Source organism: Undibacterium sp. WLHG33, assembly GCF_049544815.1.
Classification (GTDB): Bacteria; Pseudomonadota; Gammaproteobacteria; order Burkholderiales; family Burkholderiaceae_D; genus Undibacterium.
In genome coordinates this window covers 1,372,560-1,394,137 of sequence record NZ_CP186697.1, presented here as the reverse complement: position 1 = coordinate 1,394,137, position 21,578 = coordinate 1,372,560, and the positions used below count along the sequence as shown (strand labels likewise).

Below are 21,578 nucleotides of genomic sequence, written 5' to 3'. Positions count from 1 at the left end.
GGCGACGAGCGGTGGAGTGAGAATTAATCGACTTGTTTGCGGGCTTGTTCGCGGTCTTTTTCGATCACGCGGATCTGGCGTTGTACGGCTTTGGCTTCGATAGACATGCGTTGCAGCGTTGGCAGGTAACGGCGGCGCTGCACTTTAATGTCTTGCAGGCAGTCATTGACAAAGAAAATGTCATAACAATGGCGCTCTGATGCCTGATACCAGGTTTGCAGGCGGCGTTGCAGCGCTTCGCTTTCGGCGATGACGGCATCAGCGACTTCGTTGGTTTGTATGCTGTTGACCGGATAGCGCGCGTCCATGTCCTGCACAAGCTGGGCGATGCTGGCGAGTTCTGCTTTTTCCTGATCAGCCGCAGTATCAGCATGTGCCACGCTGATGTACGTCAGCAGCAGGCTGGAAGCAAATAAGTGTGAGAGAAATTTCATCAGGCTAGGTTATCGGCAAGTTGGCGTTGATCAGCTTCCATGTATTCTTTGGACTGCATTTCTATGATGCGTGAGACGGTACGGTGAAACTCGTTCGAGAGTGTGCCCTTAGTATACAGCTCTTCGGGCGCAACTTCGGCGGACATAATCAGTTTGACCTTGTTATCGTAAAACACGTCGATCAGCCAGGTGAACCGCCGCGCCTCTGAGGACATGGCAGCGGACATGCACGGAATAGAAGACAAAATTACGGTATGAAAGCGGCTGGCGATTTCGAGGTAATCGTTCTGTGAACGCGGGCCGCCACACAGCGTATGAAAATCAAACCAGATCACGCCACCGGCACGGCGCAGTGCTTTTAGTGTACGACCTTCGATATCGACATGCGGGTCTTCGTCTTTGGTATCAGCAATACGGGAAAACGTATCGCGCAGCGCTTTATCGGTCGCGGCTGAGAGTGGCGTCAGATACGCCTGCACTTGTTCCAGCGCACGTTTGCGGTAATCATTACCGGAATCGACGTTCATCACATCGAGCTTTTCTTTGAGTAAGGCAATCGTCGGCAGCATGCGGTCACGATGCAGGCCCTCTGGATACAACAGATCGGGCTGATAATTGGATGTCATGACAAACGACACGCCGTTATCAAACAAGGCTTTGAGCAGGTTGTACAGCAGCATCGCATCCGCAACGTCGGACACATGGAACTCATCAAAACAGATCAGGCGGTATTTTTTCGCGATGCGTTTCGCGACTTCATCCAGCGGATCTGCAACGCCTTTGAGTTCGTCTAACTGACGATGCACGGCGCGCATGAATTCGTGAAAATGCAGACGGGTTTTACGTACGACAGGGACGACGGAATAAAAACTGTCCATCAGAAACGACTTGCCGCGCCCTACTCCGCCCCACATATAAACGCCGCGCGGTACTTCAGGACGTGTGATAAGACGGGTCAGTTTATTGGCACGCTTGCCTTTGTACAGCACCCATTCTTCATAGGCTTGCTGCAGGCGATCAACGGCGCGTTTCTGCGCTTCATCGGCTTTAAATCCACGCTGGGTCAGCGCTTCGTCGTAAAACTGTTGTACATCCATAGTCTGTTTTTTCAAGCTGTTTCCTCACGTATTTTGTGCGGTACGCATCGATGCCATCATTCATCCGTGCGTTGATTCATGCTGATTCACATTGAGTCAGATTGACTCGCACTGACAACCGAAACCACTTCGTCTGCCGGTCAGAAAAATACGGAACCCGTCTGGCTGGTCGTTGACCGCCGGTAACGCCAACCACACGCGTAGACACAGCGGATAGAGCAATAATAAAAATGGACGAGTATACGACTCGTCCATTTTTATCGTAGTGCAGATGACGTATCGATCAGAAGTTGAGCGAACGTTTATCTACTGCCAGCGCGGCTTCTTTTGTCGCTTCCGACAAAGAAGGATGGGCGTGGCAAATACGCGCGATATCTTCAGAAGACGCACGGAATTCCATTGCGACCACCGCTTCAGAGATCAATTCTGAAGCCATAGGGCCAACGATGTGTACGCCGAGGATTTCATCGGTCGTTGCATCGGCGAGGAATTTAACCATACCGGAAGTATCGCCCAGTGCGCGTGCGCGGCCATTCGCCATGAATGGGAAAGTACCGGCTTTGTACGCAACGCCATCGGCTTTCAATTGCTGTTCGGTACGACCTACCCACGCGATTTCAGGGGATGTGTAAATCACCCAAGGAATCGTATTGAAGTTCACGTGACCGTGTTGGCCAGCGATACGTTCTGCAACGGCAACGCCTTCTTCTTCCGCTTTGTGCGCGAGCATAGGGCCGCGTACCACGTCACCCACCGCCCAGACGTTAGGCAGATTGGTTTTGCAATCGCCGTCCACCGCGATGAAGCCACGTTCATCGAGGGCCAGACCAACGCCTTCGGCGTTCAGGCCGTTGGTGTTTGGTGTGCGGCCGATAGAAATGATCAGCTTGTCGAACACAGCTTTGTGTTCTGCGCCTTTGTCATCTGTGTAGTTGACGGTCACGTCTTTACCGCTGTTGACGATCTCGCCGATTTTCACGCCGAGGTTGATTTTCAGGCCTTGTTTGTCGAACAGTTTTTTCGCTTCTTTAGCGATTTGTTCGTCCACTGCGCCGAGGAAAGTTGGCAATGCTTCGAGTACGGTGACTTCAGCACCGAGACGACGCCATACGCTGCCCATTTCCAGACCGATCACGCCTGCACCGATCACGCCAAGTTTTTTCGGTACTTCTGGAATATTCAGTGCGCCTTCGTTAGACAAAATTGTCTTTTCATCGAACGGAGCTGCTGGCAATGCGCGTGCATTGGAACCTGTTGCCACGATGATGTGCTTACCAGTAATGCTTTCTTCTGTTTTACCGGCCACCTTGATTTCGTAACCAGCCGCGTCGGCTTTCACGAAAGAGCCATGACCGTGGAAGAAAGTGACTTTATTCTTTTTGAACAGGTACAGAATACCGTCGTTGTTTTGTTTAACGATGGTGTTTTTACGTCCCAGCATTTTTGCGACATCCATACCCAGACCGGATACCGAAATACCGTGGTCAGCAAATGCGTGACCTGCGTGTTCAAAGTGTTCGGATGATTGCAGCAGGGCTTTAGATGGAATGCAACCAACGTTGGTGCAGGTACCGCCCGGTGCCGGGCCGCCTTTATCGTTACTCCAGGCATCGATACACGCAGTAGAAAAACCGAGTTGTGCAGCACGGATTGCTGCGATATAGCCGCCAGGGCCGCCGCCGATTACGACGACATCAAATTGTTTGCTCATGGATTTATCCTGATTTCTGATTGTTTCTGATTACGCGTGAGGAAAAGACATACGGTGAACAGGCGGATTCACTCTTCTTCCGGCACAAAAATCCACGCTAAGACATAAGCGACCAGACCTGCACCGAAATAACAAGTGAAAAAGACAAACAACAAACGCCATATCCATGATTCCAGGCCGGTGAACTTGCCTAAACCACCGCAAATACCGCCCAGCCACCGATCAGTATTTGAACGACGGAAGCGGTTCAGCTGGTTCAGAGAATCATCGATACCGGAAAAAGAATTGCTATTTGCATTCTGAGCGGAAGCTCCGCTTCCAACAGAAGACAGGAGCTTCGCCTTGGCTTGCGCGAACTCTGCATCAGTCAGTGCTCCTGCCTGATGCAGTTCATGCAGACGTTTGATTTCGTCAGCGATGTTCACGACGATGGCCTCTTACAGATCCAGCAACAGGCGTGATGGATCTTCCAGCGCGTCTTTCATCGCAACCAGCGCCAACACTGCTTCACGGCCGTCGATGATGCGGTGATCGTAAGACATCGCCAGATAGTTCATCGGACGAATCACGATCTGACCATTTTCAACCACTGCGCGGTCTTTGGTTGCATGCACACCCAGAATCGCAGATTGTGGTGGGTTGATGATCGGTGTCGACAACATAGAACCGAAAGTACCGCCATTAGAAATGGAGAATGTACCGCCAGTCAGGTCGTCCAGAGTCAACTTACCATCTTTCGCTTTGGCACCGAATTCACCGATTTTCTTTTCAATTTCAGCGATCGACATCTGATCAGCATTACGCAGAATAGGCACGACCAGACCACGTGGCGAACCAACTGCAATACCGATATCAAAGTAGCCGTGATAAACGATGTCGTTACCGTCAACGGACGCGTTGATGATAGGATATTTTTTCAGCGCTGCAACAGCTGCTTTGACAAAGAACGACATGAAACCCAGTTTCACACCGTGTTCTTTTTCAAATTTATCTTTGTACTTATTGCGCAATTCCATGACTGGCGCCATGTTAACTTCATTGAATGTCGTCAGAATTGCATTAGTGGATTGCGATTGCACCAGACGCTCAGCGATACGTGCACGCAGACGGCTCATAGGAACGCGTTCTTCAGGGCGGTCACCTAGGTTCACAGCAGCAGGTGCATTCACTTGTTGCAATGCCGGTTTCGTTGCCGCAGGCGCAGCCAGTGGCGCAACAGCTGGAACCGCTTTGCCAGCAACAGCTGCCAGTGCATCACCTTTAGTGACGCGACCATCTTTACCTGAGCCATCAACCTGGCCAGCAGACAAACCGTTTTCAGCCAGGATTTTTGCAGCTGCCGGCATAGCAACGCCCGCCGATGATTTTGCATCAGCAGATGCAGCAACTGCAGGTGCTGCGGCGACCGCCGCTGGTGCAGCTGCAGGCGCTGCAACTGTTCCGGCGCTCGCTGCTGTATCAAGGATCGCGATCACTTCACCAGCAACAACTGTGCTGCCATCACCCTTGATGATTTGTGTGATCACACCAGCGTCAGGTGCTGGCAATTCCAGAACAACCTTATCTGTCTCAACGTCGATCAGATTTTCATCGCGCGCAACGGATTCACCTACTTTTTTATGCCATGTCAGCAAAGTCGCTTCAGCGACGGACTCTGATAATTGAGGAACTTTAACTTCGATAATTGCCATTTTTTACTCTCCGATTCGGGTAGCCAGACACGGCACCAGCTTCTGGTGCCGTGCCGCGTCATTATTTAGTCAGGACAAAGCCCTTGAGTTTGGAAAATGCCGTTTCCAGCAATGCTTTTTGCTGTGCATAGTGCTTGTCGTAGTAACCGACCGCTGGCGATGCACTCGCTGGACGACCTGCGTAAGCAAGTTTCTGACCTTCTTCCAGACTTTCAAAAATATTGTGCTGGATCTGGAACCATGGACCTTGATTTTGCGGTTCATCCTGCGCCCAGACCAACTCAGCCATGTTAGGGAATTTTTTCAATTCCGCAGCGAAGCTCTTATGTGGGAATGGATACAACTGCTCAACACGGATGATCGCAGTATCTGTCTGCGCGCGCTCTTTACGAGCATTCACCAGATCGTAGTACACCTTACCGGAGCAAGCGATAACGCGTTTTACTTTTTTCGCGTCAATCGTTTCATCGACTTCACCAATCACGGTATGGAAGCTGCCTTTTGCCAGCTCAGACAATGGCGAACCTGCATCTTTATTACGCAACAAAGATTTCGGTGTCATGATCACGAGTGGCTTGCGGAACTGACGAATCATCTGACGGCGCAGCAGATGGAAAATCTGCGCCGCAGTTGTCGGCTGAACCACTTGCATATTGTTATCTGCGCATAATTGCAGGAAACGTTCAGGACGAGCGGATGAGTGCTCAGGACCCTGACCTTCGTAACCATGTGGCAGCATCATTACCAGACCGCAGGCACGACCCCACTTCACTTCACCGGAACTGATGAACTGATCGATTACTACCTGTGCACCGTTAGCGAAATCGCCGAACTGCGCTTCCCAGATAGTCAGCGTATTTGGTTCTGCTGTGGAGTAACCATATTCAAAGCCGAGTACAGCTTCTTCTGACAAAACAGAGTCGATAACAGTAAATGGTGCCTGTTTATCAGAGATATTTTGCAGAGGGATGTAGGTACCGGCATCCCAGCGTTCACGCTTCTGATCATGCAGAACGGCATGACGGTGAACGAAAGTACCACGACCAGCATCCTGACCTGTCAGACGAATTGCGTAACCGGAGGACAGCAGAGAAGCGTAGGCAAGATGTTCACCCATACCCCAGTCCAGATTCATTTCACCGCGCCCCATCGCAGCACGGTCACCGAGAACTTTTTCTACCAGGCTATGTGGCTTAAAGCCTTCCGGTACGACAGTAATACGCTCTGCCAGACGTTTCAGCTCTGTTACCGGCACAGCAGTGTCAGCAGCATCTGTCCACTTGCGATTCAGGAAAGGAATCCAGTCAACTGCGTATTTGTTTTTGAAGTTAGAAATGACCGGATCATGGGTATGCTTACCTGCATCCATCGCATCACGGAATTCCTTGACCATCTGATCGCCGGTGTCCGCAGAAATCGTACCCTGTGCAGCCAGTTTATCTGCATACAATTTACGTGTACCAGGATGCTGTCCGATTTTTTTGTACATCAGCGGCTGCGTCAATGCTGGCGTATCTTGCTCATTGTGGCCCAGTTTACGGTAGCAGATGATATCAACAACGACGTCTTTCTTGAATTCCATACGGTAATCAAGAGCAATCTGCGTTGCCAGAACAACGGCTTCCGGATCGTCCGCATTCACGTGTAACACCGGAGCTTCAATCATCTTGACGACATCAGAGCAATACAGTGTGGAACGGGAATCACGTGGATCAGATGTCGTGAAACCGATCTGGTTGTTAATGACGATGTGCACCGTACCACCGGTACCGTAGCCACGTGTCTGCGCCAGATTCAAGGTTTCCATCACAACGCCCTGCCCTGCGAAAGCGGCATCACCATGCACCAGAATAGGTAACACTTGTGAGCCATCTTTGTCGCCGCGGCGATCCATACGCGCTTTGACAGAACCTTCAACCACAGGATTAACGATCTCGAGGTGAGAAGGATTAAATGCCAGAGACAAGTGAACCGGACCACCTGGAGTAGAGATATCGGATGAGAAACCCTGGTGGTATTTCACGTCACCTGCAGGCAAGTCGTCACCGTGTTTGCCCTCAAATTCAGCAAACAGATCCTGCGGCATTTTACCTAAAGTATTCACCAGAACGTTCAGACGGCCGCGATGCGCCATACCGATAACGATTTCTTCAACACCGCGCTCACCGGCGCGCTGAATTGTTTCATCAATCGACGCAATGAAACTCTCACCGCCCTCGAGCGAGAAACGTTTCTGACCAACATATTTAGTATGAAGATAGCGTTCCAGGCCTTCGGCTGCGGTCAGACGGTCAAGAATATGTTTTTTCTTTTCCGGAGTAAAAGAAGGTGTGGAACGGATAGATTCGAGTTTTTGCTGTATCCAGCGCTTTTCAGCCGGATCACTGATATACATGAATTCTGCACCGATGGAACGGCAGTATGTATCACGCAGGAAATTAATCAGATCACGCAAAGAGGCAGATTCAGGTCCGAAGTAAGTATTCGAGATATTGAACTTGATGTCCATGTCGGCATCAGTGAAGCCGTAGAAACTCGGATCCAGCTCAGGAATATTCGGACGTTCCTGACGCTGCAAAGGATCAAGGTTTGCCCAGTGACTTCCCAGAAAGCGATATGCAGCGATCAGCTGCTGCGCGAAAACGCGCTTACGTCCCATATCGGCATCAGCGTTAGCGCTGACAGCGCGAATCGGTCCGTGTTTTGCACGTTCGGCAAAAGAAGCAATCACAGGTGCATGAGCAACGTCAGGCTTACTGGAGCCATCAACTGCAGGCACGTGTTGCATGGCGTCGAAATACGCACGCCAGTTTTCAGGAACGGAACCGGGATTATTCAGATACGCTTCGTAAAGCTCTTCTACATACGGCGCGTTGCCGCCGAACAAATACGAATTAGCGTTATATTGTTGCATCATCTTGCTCACCTTTCTTCGCGTTTCGCGAGATTAGCGGGTTAACTAACCTTCCGCGACACGGCCTGACCGGTTAGCGGATTGCACATCAAGTTGTGGGGAAGGGCTTGTTTCAAACTATTTTCGTATCGGAGTCAAAACGCACATCAATCTCAATATGTTTTTTGATTCCAAAACGAAAAAACATCTAAAATTTACATTCGAGCCGAAGCATAGCATATTTAGCGAATAAAAAAAAAGCGAGCCACAAAGACTCGCTTTTTTCGATGCTGCAGTGCGATACCCAGCTATCGCGAATTAACGCTTATCGATAGCAGGAACATCACGTTTTGCTGCGCCAACAAACAATTGACGTGGGCGGCCAATTTTTTGTTCAGGATCAGAAATCATTTCTTTCCATTGAGCGATCCAGCCAACGGTACGTGCCAGCGCGAAGATGCCTGTGAACAGTGCAGTCGGGATACCCAGTGCGCGCTGTACGATACCGGAGTAGAAGTCAACGTTAGGGTACAGTTTACGGCTGACGAAGTATTCATCTTCCAGTGCGATTTTTTCCAACGCCATTGCCAGCTTGAACAATGGATCATCCTGCAGACCCAGTTCTTGCAACACTTCATAGCAAGTTTCACGCATCAGTTTCGCACGTGGATCGTAGTTTTTATAAACACGGTGACCAAAGCCCATCAGCTTAACGCCGGAGTTTTTGTCTTTTACCTGAGCGATGAACTGAGGAATATTATCTACGGTGCCGATTTCTTCGAGCATACTCAGCGCAGCTTCATTCGCACCACCGTGAGCAGGGCCCCACAAGCAAGCGATACCAGCTGCGATACATGCAAATGGATTGGCGCCGGAAGAGCCAGCCAGACGCACTGTCGATGTTGACGCATTTTGTTCGTGATCTGCATGCAAAATCAGGATACGATCCAAAGCACGAACCAGAACTTCGTTAACTTTGTATTCGGCGCATGGTGTCGAGAACATCATGTGCATGAAGTTAGCGCTATAAGACAAGTCATTACGTGGATAAACGAAAGGCTGACCGATAGAATATTTATACGCCATCGCTACGAGCGTTGGCATTTTCGCGATCAGACGTATCGCTGACACTTCACGGTGATGAGGATCGTTAATATCCAGAGAATCGTGATAGAACGAAGACAATGCACCAACCGTACCAACCAGCACAGACATCGGATGTGCATCACGGCGGAAGCCACGGAAGAAGAACTGCATCTGTTCGTGAACCATCGTGTGATTAGTCACGGTGGCGACAAATTTTGCTTTTTCTTCTGCCGTCGGCAATTCACCATTCAACAACAAATAGCAAGTTTCAAGAAAATCACCGCCATTAACCGCTAACTGCTCAATCGGATAGCCGCGGTACAGCAACTCACCTTTATCACCATCAATATAGGTGATCGAAGAATTACATGCCGCAGTCGACATGAAACCCGGATCATAAGTGAACATACCGGTAGAGCCATACAACTTACGGATGTCTATAACATCAGGACCAATCGATCCCTTGTAAATCGGCATATCCAGTGATGGCGAGCCATCAGAGAATGAGAGGGTTGCTTTTGTTTCAGAATTAGTCATGGCTCTTCCTTCAGATAAGAGGTGAGTCGTTAATCAAAAAAACACAAAAAAAATCATTTCCAGTCAGGCAATCCGCAGACGAGAGAGCAAAGCGTGAACATGTGGCAAATCCACTTCTGCTTCCGGCTCTTTCTTCGCCATTATCAAGTCCATCAGGACACTGTCTGACAATTCCATCAGGCGACTGAAGGCATCCACCTCTTCGTCACTTAATGACTCTTCATTGAGATCCAGAAACCGCGTCAGTATCAGATCGTTTTCCAACAATCCTCGCCTTGCACGCCAGCGCAGACGGGCGCGCTTCACCGGATCACTTTGATGAGAATTTTCTGCAAGCTCAGACATAGTTACTTTCTCTTTTAATGCTTCCATTTCATGCAGCTCTACGTAAAAACTGCATGAAATAGAAGCGGCGCCTGCAAGCGCCGCTTCAAATTGATCAGACTGCGCGACGAACCATTAATTCTTTGATTTTGCCGATAGCACGGGTCGGATTCAGACCTTTAGGGCAAACATCAACACAGTTCATGATTGTGTGACAACGGAACAAACGATATGGATCTTCCAGATTATCCAGACGCTGCGCTGTCGCCTCGTCACGGGAATCTGCAATAAACCGGTAAGCCTGCAACAAACCAGCTGGTCCGACGAATTTATCCGGATTCCACCAAAATGAAGGACAGGAAGTGGAGCAGCAAGCACAGAGAATACACTCGTACAAGCCATCCAGCTCTTCGCGTTCTTCAGGCGACTGCAGACGTTCTTTTTCCGGAGGAATAGAATCGTTAATCAGATATGGCTTGATGGAATTGTATTGTTTGAAAAATTGCGTCATATCCACGATCAGATCACGGATTACCGGCAAACCTGGCAAAGGACGCAAAACGATAGGCTCAGACAACTCGTTCAGGTTGGTGGTGCAAGCCAGACCGTTTTTGCCATTAATGTTCATCGCATCGGAACCGCAAACACCCTCGCGGCATGAGCGACGCAACGCCAACGAATCATCCACATCCGCTTTGATACGCTGCAGAGCATCCAGCAACATTTTGTCGGTATCTTGCAATTCGACTGTCAGATCCTGCATGTAAGGCTTTGCGTCCTTATCAGGGTCATAGCGATAAATTTTAAATTTCAGTGTACGTGCCATAGTGATATCTCTTTAGAATGTACGAGCTTTTGGCTTGAAGGTTTCAACGGTCAGAGGCTTAGTCACGACTGGTTTGTAATCCAGACGATTGCCTTCTGAATACCAGAGGGTATGCTTCATCCAGTTATCATCATCACGTTTTTCATAATCACGGTGAGCATGCGCGCCACGCGATTCTTTACGTGCATTCGCTGATGTGATGGTCGCTTTCGCAGTCTCGATCAGATTATCCAATTCCAGCGCCTCTACACGGGCTGTATTAAACACTTTGGATTTATCTTTAAACGACACATGCTTACGGCGCTCATCAAGCTCCATAATTTCTTTGTAACCTTCTTGCAGCAACTCATCCGTACGGAACACGCCGCAATGCTGCTGCATCGTTTTACGGATCGCATTTGCCACATCCTGAACACGCTCAGAACCAGTGGAATTTTCGATGCGCGACAAGCGCTCCAATGCCAGATCAGCAGCATCGGCAGGCAGATCTTTATTGCTGCGTGCTTTAAGATTGCTCGCAACGATGTGATTACCTGCAGCACGTCCGAAGACCAACAGATCAAGCAGCGAGTTTGTACCCAGACGATTTGCACCATGCACTGAAACGCAGGCACATTCACCGATCGCGTACAAGCCGTTGACAATTTCATTGCTGCCGTTTTTAGTCGTAACGACCTGACCGTGAATATTGGTCGGAATACCGCCCATCTGGTAGTGAATTGTTGGAACGACAGGAATAGGCTCTTTAGTTGCATCCACGTTCGCGAATTTATGTGCAATTTCGAGAATGGAAGGCAAACGTTTCTGAATGGTGTCAGCACCAATATGACGCAGATCCAGCATAACGTGATCTTTATTCGGACCACAGCCACGACCCTCTTTAATTTCCTGATCCATAGAACGGGAAACGAAGTCACGCGGAGCAAGATCTTTCAGTGTCGGCGCATAGCGTTCCATGAAACGCTCGCCCTGGCTATTCACCAGGATACCGCCCTCACCTCGCACCCCCTCAGTAATCAAGACACCCGCGCCTGACACACCGGTAGGATGGAACTGCCAGAACTCCATATCCTGCAAAGGCAGACCTGCACGCGCTGCCATACCCATACCGTCACCGGTATTAATAAATGCATTCGTTGAAGCAGCCCAGATACGGCCAGCACCGCCAGTAGCAAAAATCGTTTGCTTGGCTTCCAGCATCATCACTTCACCTGTTTCCATTTCCAGGGCAACGACACCAAGAACATCACCCTCTGCATCACGGATCAGGTCAATCGCCATCCACTCCACGAAGAAGTGCGTACGGGCACGGACATTACGCTGATACAGCGTATGCAACAATGCGTGACCAGTACGGTCTGCCGCAGCACAGGCGCGCTGAACTGGCTTTTCACCGAAATTTGCAGTGTGCCCACCGAACGGACGCTGATAAATCGTGCCGTCCGCATTGCGGTCAAATGGCATACCAAAGTGCTCAAGCTCATAGACCACTTTCGGTGCTTCGCGACACATGAATTCAATTGCATCCTGATCGCCGAGATAATCCCCGCCCTTGACGGTATCGAACATGTGCCAGAACCAGTTATCCTCAGACATATTACCCAGAGAAGCACCGATACCACCTTGCGCTGCAACCGTGTGAGAACGCGTTGGAAACACCTTAGAGAGCACCGCGACATTCAGACCAGCTTCAGCCAATTGCAACGAAGCACGCATGCCTGAACCACCAGCACCGACGATAACCGCATCAAAACGACGGGTAGGAATTGCGGATTTAATTGCAGCCACTTTTATACTCTCCACAAAATCTGTGCTGCATAACCAGCACTAGCAACGAGCCACAGAATAGTGGCAACCTGAAACACCAGACGGACAAACACGTTGTGAGTCACATAGTCCATCCAGACATCACGCATACCGACCCAGGCGTGATACAACAAGCAGATAACTACGGAGAACGTCGCCAACTTAAACCACTGATGAGCAAAAATTCCGGCCCAACCTTCATAAGTAAAATTACTGCCAGTCAGGAACATCACCAGCAAAAGAACCGTGTACGATGCCATGACAATCGCGGTAACGCGCTGCGCCAGCCAATCCCGCACACCGTAATGTGCACCTACAACGAGGCGCTTAGGGCCAATGTTGTTATTTGCCATTTAAAATACTCCAAACAATTTCAAGCCGATCAAGGCAGCCAAAGAAACACTGACGATCAACACGCTTAAAGCAGATTTACGCGCTGTATGCTTATCCAGACCGTAGTGAAGATCCATAATCAGATGACGCACGCCAGCACAAAAATGATGCAGGTAGGCCCAGACGAGTGCGAGAATAACCAACTTAACAAATACGCCGGAAGTAAAACGCTGCAACTCCGCGAACGACACCTCGGAAGTAACGCTCTTGTCCAACAAATACAGAATGAAGGGCAACAACAAGAACATCAGCATTCCACTAATGCGGTGCAAAATAGAAACCACACCCGCCAGAGGCAAGCGGTATCCAGTTGCATCTACCAGGCGCATCACTCCATAGCGCGGCCTGTTTTTCACTACTTCAGACATAAATAATCTCCCCATTAACTAGTCTGTACAAAAACCCTGCAATTTTCGCTCATTTTGGTGCATTGCACCAACAAAAATGATCGCATTCTGCAAAACTTCTCTATCTTAATACTAATTACAATTACGCGCTGGACCAACTCCGGCGCAAATCTCACAAAAAAACTAACTCAATTCATTCCGGTAATGGTGATTCTTGGTCAGATACAAACCGCGTCGCAACTCCACCGGTTTATCACCATAAGTAAAAGAAACGCGTTCAACATTCAGCAATGGCGTTCCCTTCTCCACATGCAGCAGATGTGCAGCGACGTCATCAGCACAGACAGCTCTGATCTGCTCAGACGCACGGATCATGTGAGTTCCGAATTCAGTCTCAAACAAACCGTACATCGGCCCCTTATATTCGTTCAGACGCTCTGCAGTCAGACCTTTGAAGATAGAACCCGGCAACCACAGATCATCCAGAATTGTCGGCACACCTGAAAATGACTGAACCCGGCGAATAAAGACCACGGAATCACCCGATTTAATTTCCAGCAAGCGCGCAACCTCCGCCGGCGCACGCAAACGACGGACTTCGATAATTTGATTTTCCGGATAATGTGGCACACCCTCGTCGGGCGCCAATCTGAGAAAACGAAACTGAGCCCTGGCCTCGTGATGAGTCGCGACAAAAGTGCCCTTCCCCTGGCGACGCACAACCAGGTTTTCAGCAGATAATTCATCGATTGCCTTACGCACAGTTCCCTGGCTGACCTTAAAACGACTCGCCAGCTCCATTTCACTCGGAATAAGCTCGCCCGGCTTCCACTCCCCGGATTGCAAACCCTGAGTGATCAATGCCTTGATTTGCTGATAAAGAGGACTAAAGGTTGGTGCCGCGCCGGCAACCGAACCAGCAACACCAGCACCGGAACTCATTGAGCTCCCCGGATAGATATTGGCATTTGGTGTGATAGAAGTCATAGTCTGCAATTTCACCACAAAAACACCCATCACGTCCACAAATAACTATTAAGTTATATGTCTTATATAAGACATAAGATAGTGATTGACATGGTAAAACATAGAGCCTACACTCGCGTCCGAGCGATTGAAACTGATAGCAATGAAGGCAGAAATCTAGCAAGCATCTACCAGGCAATATAGATCGAATGTCTGCAATGTAAACCGGAATCCACTTGAAAACGTGTAATTTTGGCTGACCAGCAGACAATTTCAGCGGTATCATTGAGTATTTTCCGTTGCGGGCAAGTTTAGCCGTAACATGTTTGAACATCGTTTTTCATACCACCTTTCGGAGATGCATCATGGCGAAATCCCCTATGCGCGTAGCTGTTACCGGCGCTGCCGGCCAAATCGGTTATTCCCTTCTGTTCCGTATCGCTAACGGCGATATGCTTGGCAAAGATCAGCCAGTCATTCTGCAATTACTGGAAATCCCTGACGAAAAAGCACAAAAAGCGCTGAAAGGCGTCATGATGGAAATCGATGACTGCGCATTCCCGCTGCTGGCCGGCATGACTGCTCACAGCGATCCAATGACTGCATTCAAAGATGCTGACGTTGCTCTGCTGGTTGGTGCTCGTCCACGTGGCCCAGGCATGGAACGTAAAGATCTGCTCGAAGCGAATGCGCAAATCTTTACAGTTCAGGGTAAAGCATTGGATGCTGTTGCATCACGCAACGTTAAAGTTCTGGTCGTTGGCAATCCTGCTAACACTAACGCATACATCGCAATGAAATCTGCTCCGAATCTGCCAGCGAAAAACTTCACAGCAATGTTACGTCTGGATCACAACCGTGCGTTGTCTCAAGTTGCTGCAAAAATCGGTAAGCCAGTTGCTGCGATTGAAAAACTCTGCGTATGGGGCAACCACTCGCCGACAATGTACGCCGACTACCGTTTTGCAACTGCTGACGGCGCATCCGTTAAAGATCTGATCAACGATCAGGTCTGGAACAAGGACGTATTCCTGCCAACAGTCGGCAAACGCGGCGCGGCAATCATTGAAGCACGCGGTCTGTCTTCAGCAGCATCGGCAGCAAACGCAGCGATCGATCACGTACGTGACTGGGTTCTGGGCACCAACGGCAAATGGACAACCATGGGCATTCCTTCCGATGGCTCTTATGGCATCCCTGAAGGCACCATGTTCGGCTTCCCTGTGACAACAGAAAACGGCGAATACAAAATCGTTCAAGGCCTGGAAATCGACGAATTCTCCCGCGAACGCATCAACATCACACTCAAAGAATTGCAAGAAGAGCGTGATGGCGTCAAACATCTGGTTGGCTGATGTGGTTAAGGCAGAGTTCACTTTAATGTGCGCTCTGCCTGCCAGCAATATACTGCCATAGTCTGATGCATCCTTCTCAAGCCTTATTTCGGGATCAGCTAACACCGGTATTCTTACCGGTTTGCGATCACTATGCAGGTTCAGAAAAGTTAATGCGTAAGTCTATGGCACTCCAGCAAACGCTTGGTGCAGTGTTTGACATCACGTTTGACTGCGAAGATGGTGCCGCAACCGGCAACGAAGCCGGACACTCACAACTGGTGGCAGATCTGCTGACCAGTCAGGAAAATCATTTCAACCGCATCGGCGTCAGAGTACACGACCTTAGCCATGCTGCGTTCGAACAGGATTTATCCATCATATTGCCCGCCGCAGCACATCGGCTGGCGTATGTCGTATTACCCAAAGTTGATTCAGCATCACAAGTAGCAGACGCGATAAAAAAAATAAATCTGTATGCCGAAAAAGCCGGCAGAAAGCATTTACCCGTTCACGTTCTGATTGAGTCGCACGAAGCACTAGCCAACGTCATGGCGATTGCCTCGATCCCGCAAGTTGAATGCCTGTCATTTGGAATCATGGATTTCGTTTCAGCCCATTTTGGTGCGATCCCCGCTTCTGCAATGCGCTCACCAGGACAATTTGAACACCCTTTAGTGGTTCGAGCAAAACTTGAAATAGCGGCAGCTTGCCATCGTTACGGAAAAGTACCATCACACAATGTAACAACTGAAATCAGGGACTCCAGTATCATCGTCAACGATGCGAAGCGAGCGAAAAATGATTTAGGTTACACGCGCATGTGGAGCATTCATCCGGACCAGATTCAGACCATCGTCACAACAATGACGCCGCAATATGATGAAGTTGCCGACGCAGCAGATATACTGATGGCCGCTCAACAAAAACAATGGGCGCCGATTCAGTTTCAAGGAAAATTGCATGACAGAGCCAGCTATCGTTACTACTGGACTGTCCTGAAACGTGCTGAATCAGGCGCAATTAATTTGCCAGCAATGGCGCAAGCATTACTCAAAGGAGACTAACTATGAATACCTTGTCACTCCGCATTGCAGGCTTGGTCTTTGCCGCCGGCTTTATCTTCTCGCCATTGGCAGCACACGCTGAGATCGCGAAAAACAAAGCAAAAGTGTCTTCAAAAGCAAGCAAGACCTCGACACATGCTGCCAAAGATGAAGAAGAAGCGGAACCTGACGTGCAATTGCACGCCAGCACTGATTACAAATGTGAGTTAGGTAATTCGCTGACAATGTACAGTAACGCAGAGGATCCACAGCATATCGCTATGCGCTGGAAAAAACGTCTGTACCGCCTGTCACGCGTAGAAACAACGACCGGTGCTAATCGCTTTGAAAATTCGAAAGCGGGTTTTGTCTGGATCGGCATTCCTGCGAAAGGATTGTTACTGGATTCCCGTAAAGGTCTGCAACTTGCAAACGAATGCAAGACTCAACAGCAGGTACTGGCTGAATCGTCAGCAAACGCCGATACTGCCGTACAGACTAAATAAATAATTTTAAGCTTCCCTGGTTCAAGTCCACGCCACCCAATGCAGACACACAACTGTGTATGTATCGGGTGACGTGGAATAGTAGTAAATGTGTTATTTGATCTTTGATTTTTGTAAATAAGGAACAGCCATGAGCCAAAATGCGTATCAAGATGCATTCAAAACCCTGAAAGATTTTAAAATTTCAGACACGAAGAAAGGCAAGTTCTTCTCTTTGCCTGCACTGGAAAAAACCTTGGACGTGAAAATTTCCCGTCTGCCAGTCTCCATTCGCGTGGTTCTGGAATCTGTTCTGCGTAACTGCGACGGTAAAAAAGTTACGGAAGAACACGTAAAACAACTCGCGAACTGGGCACCAACCGCAGCGCGCGTTGATGAAATTCCTTTCGTGGTGTCCCGCGTTGTTCTGCAAGACTTTACCGGCGTTCCACTGCTGGCTGATTTGGCAGCAATGCGTAACGTTGCTGCGGCTCAGGGCAAAAACCCTAAGAAAATCGAGCCGCTGGTACCAGTAGATCTGGTTGTTGACCACTCCGTACAAATCGACCATTTCCGCGAAAAGAAAGCGCTGGATCTGAACATGAAACTGGAATTCTCGCGTAACAACGAGCGCTATCAGTTCATGAAGTGGGGTATGCAGGCATTTGATACATTCGGCGTTGTGCCACCAGGCTTCGGTATCGTGCATCAGGTCAACCTTGAATACCTGGCTCGCGGCGTACACAAAGTCAAAGACGCGAAGAAAAACGAAGTTTACTACCCTGACACACTGGTAGGTACAGACTCTCACACGACTATGATCAACGGTATCGGCGTTGTCGGCTGGGGCGTGGGTGGTATCGAAGCAGAAGCCGGTATGCTGGGTCAGCCAGTCTACTTCCTGACGCCTGATGTTGTCGGTGTGAACCTGACTGGCGCATTGCGTGAAGGTGTGACTGCAACCGACCTGGTACTGACGATCACTGAATTGCTGCGTAAAGCAAAAGTCGTTGGTAAGTTCGTTGAATTCTTCGGCGAAGGCACACGCACATTGTCCCTGACAGACCGTGCGACGATCGCCAACATGGCACCGGAATATGGCGCAACCATGGGCTTCTTCCCGGTTGATGAAGCAACCATCGATTACTTCAAAGGTACAGGCCGTACTAAAGCAGAAATCGACGCATTCGAAGGCTATTTCAAAGCACAGAAAATGTTCGGTATTCCGAAAAAAGGCGACATCGATTACACCACTGAAATCTCACTCGATCTGTCGACAGTAGCTCCATCGCTGGCTGGCCCTAAACGCCCACAGGATCGTATTGAAATTGGTAACGTCAAATCGACTTTTGCTGATCTGTTCTCCAAACCTGTTGCAGAAAATGGCTTCAACAAGAATGCTGAAGACCTGGAAAAAGAGTACACGAATGCAGATGGTGTTAAAGTCAAAAACGGTGATGTTCTGATCGCTGCAATCACTTCCTGCACTAATACTTCAAACCCTAGCGTATTGCTGGCTGCCGGCTTGCTGGCGAAAAAAGCAGTTGAAGCAGGTCTGAAAGTTGCTCCGCATATCAAAACCTCGCTGGCGCCTGGTTCCCGCGTTGTGACGAAATATCTGGAAGCAGCCGGCCTGCTGCCGTACCTGGAAAAACTCGGTTTTGGCGTCACAGCCTACGGTTGCACCACTTGTATCGGTAATGCAGGTGATCTGACACCAGCAATGAACGAAGCTATTGTTGCGAATGACGTTGTTGCAGCGGCCGTATTGTCCGGTAACCGTAACTTTGAAGCACGTATTCACCCGAATATCCGCTCTAACTTCCTGGCATCTCCTCCGCTGGTCGTTGCTTACGCGATTGCTGGTAACGTCACTAAAGATCTGATGACAGAACCAGTTGGCCGCGTAAAAGGCAAAGACATTTTCCTGGGCGACATCTGGCCAACCAGCGCAGAAATTCAAAAAATGATGAAGTTCGCGATGAATGCAAAAACATTCAAAGACAACTACGCGGACGTCAAGGGTGCACCTGGTAAGCTGTGGGAAAACATCAAAGGCGTGGCAGAAGGCGAAGTCTACAACTGGCCAACGTCCACTTATATTGCTGAACCACCATTCTTTGCTGACTTTACCATGGAGCCAAAAGCAGCTGCGACTGGCATCACTGGCGCACGTGCACTGGGCGTATTCGGTGATTCCATCACGACAGACCATATTTCTCCTGCTGGCTCAATCAAAGAATCCAGCCCTGCAGGTAAATGGCTGAAAGAAAATGGTGTATTGAAGGCAGACTTCAACTCCTACGGTTCACGTCGCGGTAACCACGAGATCATGATGCGCGGCACGTTTGCTAACGTACGTATTAAAAACCTGATGATCCCAGCCAAGGAAGACGGTTCCCGCGTTGAAGGTGGCGAGACCCTGTTCCAGCCAACAGGCGAACAGATGTCGATCTACGATGCAGCGATGAAATACATTGCTGAAGGCACACCAACCATGATCTTCGGTGGTGAAGAATATGGTACAGGTTCCTCCCGTGACTGGGCGGCGAAAGGTACACAATTGCTGGGCGTCAAAGCAGTAATCGCACGTTCTTTCGAACGTATTCACCGTTCCAACCTGGTTGGTATGGGTGTATTGCCTCTGCAATTCCTGGGCTCTGACAGCGTTGACTCCTTAGGTATCACAGGCAATGAATCCTTTGATCTGAAAGGCATCGAAAACGATATCAAACCTCAACAGGAAGTGACTCTGGTCATCAAACGTGCAAACGGCGAAACCAAGGAAGTGAAAGTGCTGTTGCGCATCGATACACCGATCGAAGTTGACTACTACAAACACGGCGGTATTCTGCCATTCGTATTGCGTCAATTGTTGTCGGCAGCGTAATGCATCAATGCCGCTGTTAAAACAGCGGCATTGCGAAATAAAAATGGGGTGCACTCCTTCTGGAATGCACCCCATTTTTCATCTGACAGTGCTGCAGATTAAGCAGTATTGCAAGGAAGCTGTAAGCCAGCCGGTTTAATGTAACGCTGTGCCTGAATTATATCTGCCGTGTTGCAGACGGCATTCAAACAATCAGATACCGAAACAGTTTTCAAATTCCCTCAGGAGACAATTATGTGGAAAATTCTCGTTGGCTTTATTATTTTTGCTGCTGCAGCTCTGTTTTTAATTTTCAAAGCGGGCGACAAAGTTGACATGCAAGGCGAAGCGGCTGGTCACAATCCAACTGAAGTTCACTCCGCCTCTGCCAGTGCTGAGACAGCAACGCCAGCGCCGGTTGCCGCGCCTGTTCCGGCCAGCGATACCGCCGCCAGCAGCAAATAATTTAGCCGCTCTTCTCTGCATCAATCCGTTAATTTTCAGCATTGATTACTGAGTAAAAAAGGCTGTCTTACTTCAGGCAGCTTTTTTCATTTCCACCAGCGCCTGCTCAATGTCGGCGATCAAATCTTCCGGTTCTTCCAGGCCGATATTAAAGCGTACCAGAATGCCTCTGAACTGCCAGCGATCCCGCATCTGCTCTATCCGGTAAGGCAGGCACAGACTGTGCGCGCCGCCCCAGCTAAAACCAATCTTGAATAATTTCAGACTATCGACAAAACGATCTGTCTGCTGCTCAGTATAACGATCATCAAACAGCACTGAGAACAAGCCACCTGCCCCACTGAAATCACGCTTCCAGATCTCATGTCCGGGACAATCGGGCAAAGCAGGATGCAGCACCTTGCCGATCTCCGGGCGCTGAGCCAGCCATGCTGCTATTTCGCGCGCGCCGCGATCATGTGCTTGAAAGCGCAACTTCAGGCTGGGTAAGTTACGCAACACCAGATACACGTCATCCATGCCCACACCGAATCCCAGGCGCATATGCGCCAGTTGCATGCGTGTATGTAATTCCTTGTCTCTGGTAATGACGGCACCCATTAACACATCCGAACCACCGCTCTGATATTTCGTCAGCGCCTGCATAATGATATCGACGCCGTGGGAAAACGCCGGAAAGGCGATGCCTGCAGACCAGGTGTTATCGAGCGCAACGAATACCCCTCTGGCATGTGCAGCCGCACAGATCGCCGGAATATCCGGCACCTCCATCGATACTGAGCCCGGAGCTTCGGCCCAGATCAGGCGGGTATTTTCCTGAATCAGGTCAGCAATGCCGGCACCAATCAGCGGGTCATAGAAACGTGCACTGATACCGTAATTCTGGCTCAGCCAGTTTGCCAGATCACGGTTCGGGTTATAAACGTTATCCGGAATCAGAACATCGTCACCGCTTTTCAGTAATGCCAGATCAATCAGCGTGATCGCCGCCAGCCCACTCGGTACCAACAGGCAATGATTGCCCTGCTCTATCTCTGCCAGCCGGGCCTCCAGCGTGAAACTGGTCGGCGTCCCATGCAGACCATAGGTGTACGAGGATTTATCCTGCCAGCTGCGCGATCTCATCGCTACGACGCTGTCGAACAACACTGTTGAAGCATGATGAATACCTACCGGGAATGCAGCAAACCCTTCAGGTGCAACATAGGTACTGTGGATTGCGCGCGTCGCAACACCAGACATCAGAGATTCTTTTTTTGCCATATAAC

The 21,578-nt window shown here is 49.5% G+C and carries 19 protein-coding genes; 5 read left to right on the top strand and 14 right to left on the bottom strand.

What is annotated here, in order from left to right; genetic code table 11:
• Window positions 1-23: 23 nt before the first annotated feature.
• From ACOTSW_RS06315 to ACOTSW_RS06255, 13 genes are all read right to left on the bottom strand, one after another.
• Entirely contained in the window at window positions 24-434 is a 411-nt protein-coding gene (locus ACOTSW_RS06315) for a hypothetical protein (RefSeq protein ID WP_423681680.1), read from the bottom strand.
• Complete coding sequence (gene zapE / locus ACOTSW_RS06310) at window positions 434-1,531, bottom strand: cell division protein ZapE (protein WP_423682268.1); 1,098 nt, start codon at window positions 1,529-1,531, stop codon at window positions 434-436. The genes ACOTSW_RS06315 and zapE overlap by 1 nt, the downstream gene beginning before the upstream one ends.
• A 283-nt stretch (window positions 1,532-1,814) precedes the next feature.
• Window positions 1,815-3,242, bottom strand: a complete 1,428-nt coding sequence (gene lpdA, locus ACOTSW_RS06305) for a dihydrolipoyl dehydrogenase (protein ID WP_423681678.1) — start codon at window positions 3,240-3,242, stop codon at window positions 1,815-1,817.
• Window positions 3,243-3,310: 68 nt separating this feature from the next.
• Entirely contained in the window at window positions 3,311-3,667 is a 357-nt protein-coding gene (locus ACOTSW_RS06300) for a PspC domain-containing protein (RefSeq protein WP_423681676.1), read from the bottom strand.
• A gap of 12 nt (window positions 3,668-3,679) precedes the next feature.
• Window positions 3,680-4,933, bottom strand: a complete 1,254-nt coding sequence (gene odhB, locus ACOTSW_RS06295) for a 2-oxoglutarate dehydrogenase complex dihydrolipoyllysine-residue succinyltransferase (protein ID WP_423681675.1) — start codon at window positions 4,931-4,933, stop codon at window positions 3,680-3,682.
• A 61-nt stretch (window positions 4,934-4,994) separates the two neighbouring features.
• Window positions 4,995-7,850: a 2-oxoglutarate dehydrogenase E1 component gene (locus tag ACOTSW_RS06290; protein ID WP_423681673.1), complete on the bottom strand. Its 2,856-nt coding sequence runs from the start codon at window positions 7,848-7,850 to the stop codon at window positions 4,995-4,997.
• A 294-nt stretch (window positions 7,851-8,144) separates the two neighbouring features.
• A complete protein-coding gene (gene gltA / locus ACOTSW_RS06285) occupies window positions 8,145-9,449 on the bottom strand; it encodes a citrate synthase (protein ID WP_423681672.1) in 1,305 nt (434 codons plus the stop codon).
• Window positions 9,450-9,512: 63 nt separating this feature from the next.
• Window positions 9,513-9,794 carry a succinate dehydrogenase assembly factor 2 gene (locus ACOTSW_RS06280; protein ID WP_423681671.1) on the bottom strand — a complete coding sequence of 94 codons (282 nt, stop codon included), beginning with the start codon at window positions 9,792-9,794 and terminating at the stop codon, window positions 9,513-9,515.
• A gap of 94 nt (window positions 9,795-9,888) precedes the next feature.
• Window positions 9,889-10,599 carry a succinate dehydrogenase iron-sulfur subunit gene (locus ACOTSW_RS06275; protein WP_423681670.1) on the bottom strand — a complete coding sequence of 237 codons (711 nt, stop codon included), beginning with the start codon at window positions 10,597-10,599 and terminating at the stop codon, window positions 9,889-9,891.
• 12 nt (window positions 10,600-10,611) lie between these two features.
• Window positions 10,612-12,387, bottom strand: a complete 1,776-nt coding sequence (gene sdhA, locus ACOTSW_RS06270) for a succinate dehydrogenase flavoprotein subunit (RefSeq protein ID WP_423681669.1) — start codon at window positions 12,385-12,387, stop codon at window positions 10,612-10,614.
• 2 nt (window positions 12,388-12,389) lie between these two features.
• Window positions 12,390-12,758, bottom strand: a complete 369-nt coding sequence (gene sdhD / locus ACOTSW_RS06265; RefSeq protein WP_423681668.1) for a succinate dehydrogenase, hydrophobic membrane anchor protein — start codon at window positions 12,756-12,758, stop codon at window positions 12,390-12,392.
• Window positions 12,759-13,166: a succinate dehydrogenase, cytochrome b556 subunit gene (sdhC, locus tag ACOTSW_RS06260; RefSeq protein ID WP_186885511.1), complete on the bottom strand. Its 408-nt coding sequence runs from the start codon at window positions 13,164-13,166 to the stop codon at window positions 12,759-12,761.
• Between the two features lie 162 nt (window positions 13,167-13,328).
• Window positions 13,329-14,087 carry a GntR family transcriptional regulator gene (locus ACOTSW_RS06255; protein WP_423682267.1) on the bottom strand — a complete coding sequence of 253 codons (759 nt, stop codon included), beginning with the start codon at window positions 14,085-14,087 and terminating at the stop codon, window positions 13,329-13,331.
• 389 nt (window positions 14,088-14,476) lie between these two features.
• Here ACOTSW_RS06255 and ACOTSW_RS06250 point away from each other — a divergent pair, with 389 nt between their 5' ends.
• The 5 genes from ACOTSW_RS06250 (at window position 14,477) to ACOTSW_RS06230 (ending at window position 20,310) form a co-directional block, all read left to right on the top strand.
• Window positions 14,477-15,466 (top strand): malate dehydrogenase, encoded by a 990-nt coding sequence (locus ACOTSW_RS06250; RefSeq protein WP_423681667.1) that lies wholly within the window; start codon window positions 14,477-14,479, stop codon window positions 15,464-15,466.
• Between the two features lie 65 nt (window positions 15,467-15,531).
• Entirely contained in the window at window positions 15,532-16,512 is a 981-nt protein-coding gene (locus ACOTSW_RS06245) for an HpcH/HpaI aldolase/citrate lyase family protein (RefSeq protein WP_423681666.1), read from the top strand.
• 2 nt (window positions 16,513-16,514) lie between these two features.
• Window positions 16,515-16,997: a hypothetical protein gene (locus tag ACOTSW_RS06240; RefSeq protein WP_423681665.1), complete on the top strand. Its 483-nt coding sequence runs from the start codon at window positions 16,515-16,517 to the stop codon at window positions 16,995-16,997.
• Window positions 16,998-17,127: 130 nt separating this feature from the next.
• Window positions 17,128-19,866 (top strand): aconitate hydratase AcnA, encoded by a 2,739-nt coding sequence (gene acnA / locus ACOTSW_RS06235; protein WP_423681663.1) that lies wholly within the window; start codon window positions 17,128-17,130, stop codon window positions 19,864-19,866.
• 234 nt (window positions 19,867-20,100) lie between these two features.
• Window positions 20,101-20,310 carry a hypothetical protein gene (locus ACOTSW_RS06230; protein ID WP_423681662.1) on the top strand — a complete coding sequence of 70 codons (210 nt, stop codon included), beginning with the start codon at window positions 20,101-20,103 and terminating at the stop codon, window positions 20,308-20,310.
• 72 nt (window positions 20,311-20,382) lie between these two features.
• On the opposite strand, the gene ACOTSW_RS06225 is transcribed toward ACOTSW_RS06230, so the two are convergent.
• On the bottom strand, window positions 20,383-21,573 hold the full coding sequence (locus ACOTSW_RS06225; protein ID WP_423681661.1) for a cystathionine beta-lyase: 1,191 nt from the start codon (window positions 21,571-21,573) through the stop codon (window positions 20,383-20,385).
• Window positions 21,574-21,578: the final 5 nt, after the last annotated feature.

What these genes read in the sequence shown, in the direction of transcription:
- ACOTSW_RS06290 (WP_423681673.1), bottom strand. Translation starts at nt 7,850, where the DNA reads ATGATGCAACAATATAACGCTAATTCGTATTTGTTCGGCGGCAACGCG.
- ACOTSW_RS06245 (WP_423681666.1), top strand. Translation starts at nt 15,532, where the DNA reads ATGCATCCTTCTCAAGCCTTATTTCGGGATCAGCTAACACCGGTATTC.
- odhB (WP_423681675.1), bottom strand. Translation starts at nt 4,933, where the DNA reads ATGGCAATTATCGAAGTTAAAGTTCCTCAATTATCAGAGTCCGTCGCT.
- ACOTSW_RS06240 (WP_423681665.1), top strand. Translation starts at nt 16,515, where the DNA reads ATGAATACCTTGTCACTCCGCATTGCAGGCTTGGTCTTTGCCGCCGGC.
- sdhD (WP_423681668.1), bottom strand. Translation starts at nt 12,758, where the DNA reads ATGGCAAATAACAACATTGGCCCTAAGCGCCTCGTTGTAGGTGCACAT.
- ACOTSW_RS06275 (WP_423681670.1), bottom strand. Translation starts at nt 10,599, where the DNA reads ATGGCACGTACACTGAAATTTAAAATTTATCGCTATGACCCTGATAAG.
- ACOTSW_RS06280 (WP_423681671.1), bottom strand. Translation starts at nt 9,794, where the DNA reads ATGTCTGAGCTTGCAGAAAATTCTCATCAAAGTGATCCGGTGAAGCGC.
- lpdA (WP_423681678.1), bottom strand. Translation starts at nt 3,242, where the DNA reads ATGAGCAAACAATTTGATGTCGTCGTAATCGGCGGCGGCCCTGGCGGC.
- ACOTSW_RS06315 (WP_423681680.1), bottom strand. Translation starts at nt 434, where the DNA reads ATGAAATTTCTCTCACACTTATTTGCTTCCAGCCTGCTGCTGACGTAC.
- ACOTSW_RS06250 (WP_423681667.1), top strand. Translation starts at nt 14,477, where the DNA reads ATGGCGAAATCCCCTATGCGCGTAGCTGTTACCGGCGCTGCCGGCCAA.
- acnA (WP_423681663.1), top strand. Translation starts at nt 17,128, where the DNA reads ATGAGCCAAAATGCGTATCAAGATGCATTCAAAACCCTGAAAGATTTT.
- ACOTSW_RS06255 (WP_423682267.1), bottom strand. Translation starts at nt 14,087, where the DNA reads ATGAGTTCCGGTGCTGGTGTTGCTGGTTCGGTTGCCGGCGCGGCACCA.
- sdhC (WP_186885511.1), bottom strand. Translation starts at nt 13,166, where the DNA reads ATGTCTGAAGTAGTGAAAAACAGGCCGCGCTATGGAGTGATGCGCCTG.
- zapE (WP_423682268.1), bottom strand. Translation starts at nt 1,531, where the DNA reads ATGGATGTACAACAGTTTTACGACGAAGCGCTGACCCAGCGTGGATTT.
- ACOTSW_RS06225 (WP_423681661.1), bottom strand. Translation starts at nt 21,573, where the DNA reads ATGGCAAAAAAAGAATCTCTGATGTCTGGTGTTGCGACGCGCGCAATC.
- ACOTSW_RS06230 (WP_423681662.1), top strand. Translation starts at nt 20,101, where the DNA reads ATGTGGAAAATTCTCGTTGGCTTTATTATTTTTGCTGCTGCAGCTCTG.
- gltA (WP_423681672.1), bottom strand. Translation starts at nt 9,449, where the DNA reads ATGACTAATTCTGAAACAAAAGCAACCCTCTCATTCTCTGATGGCTCG.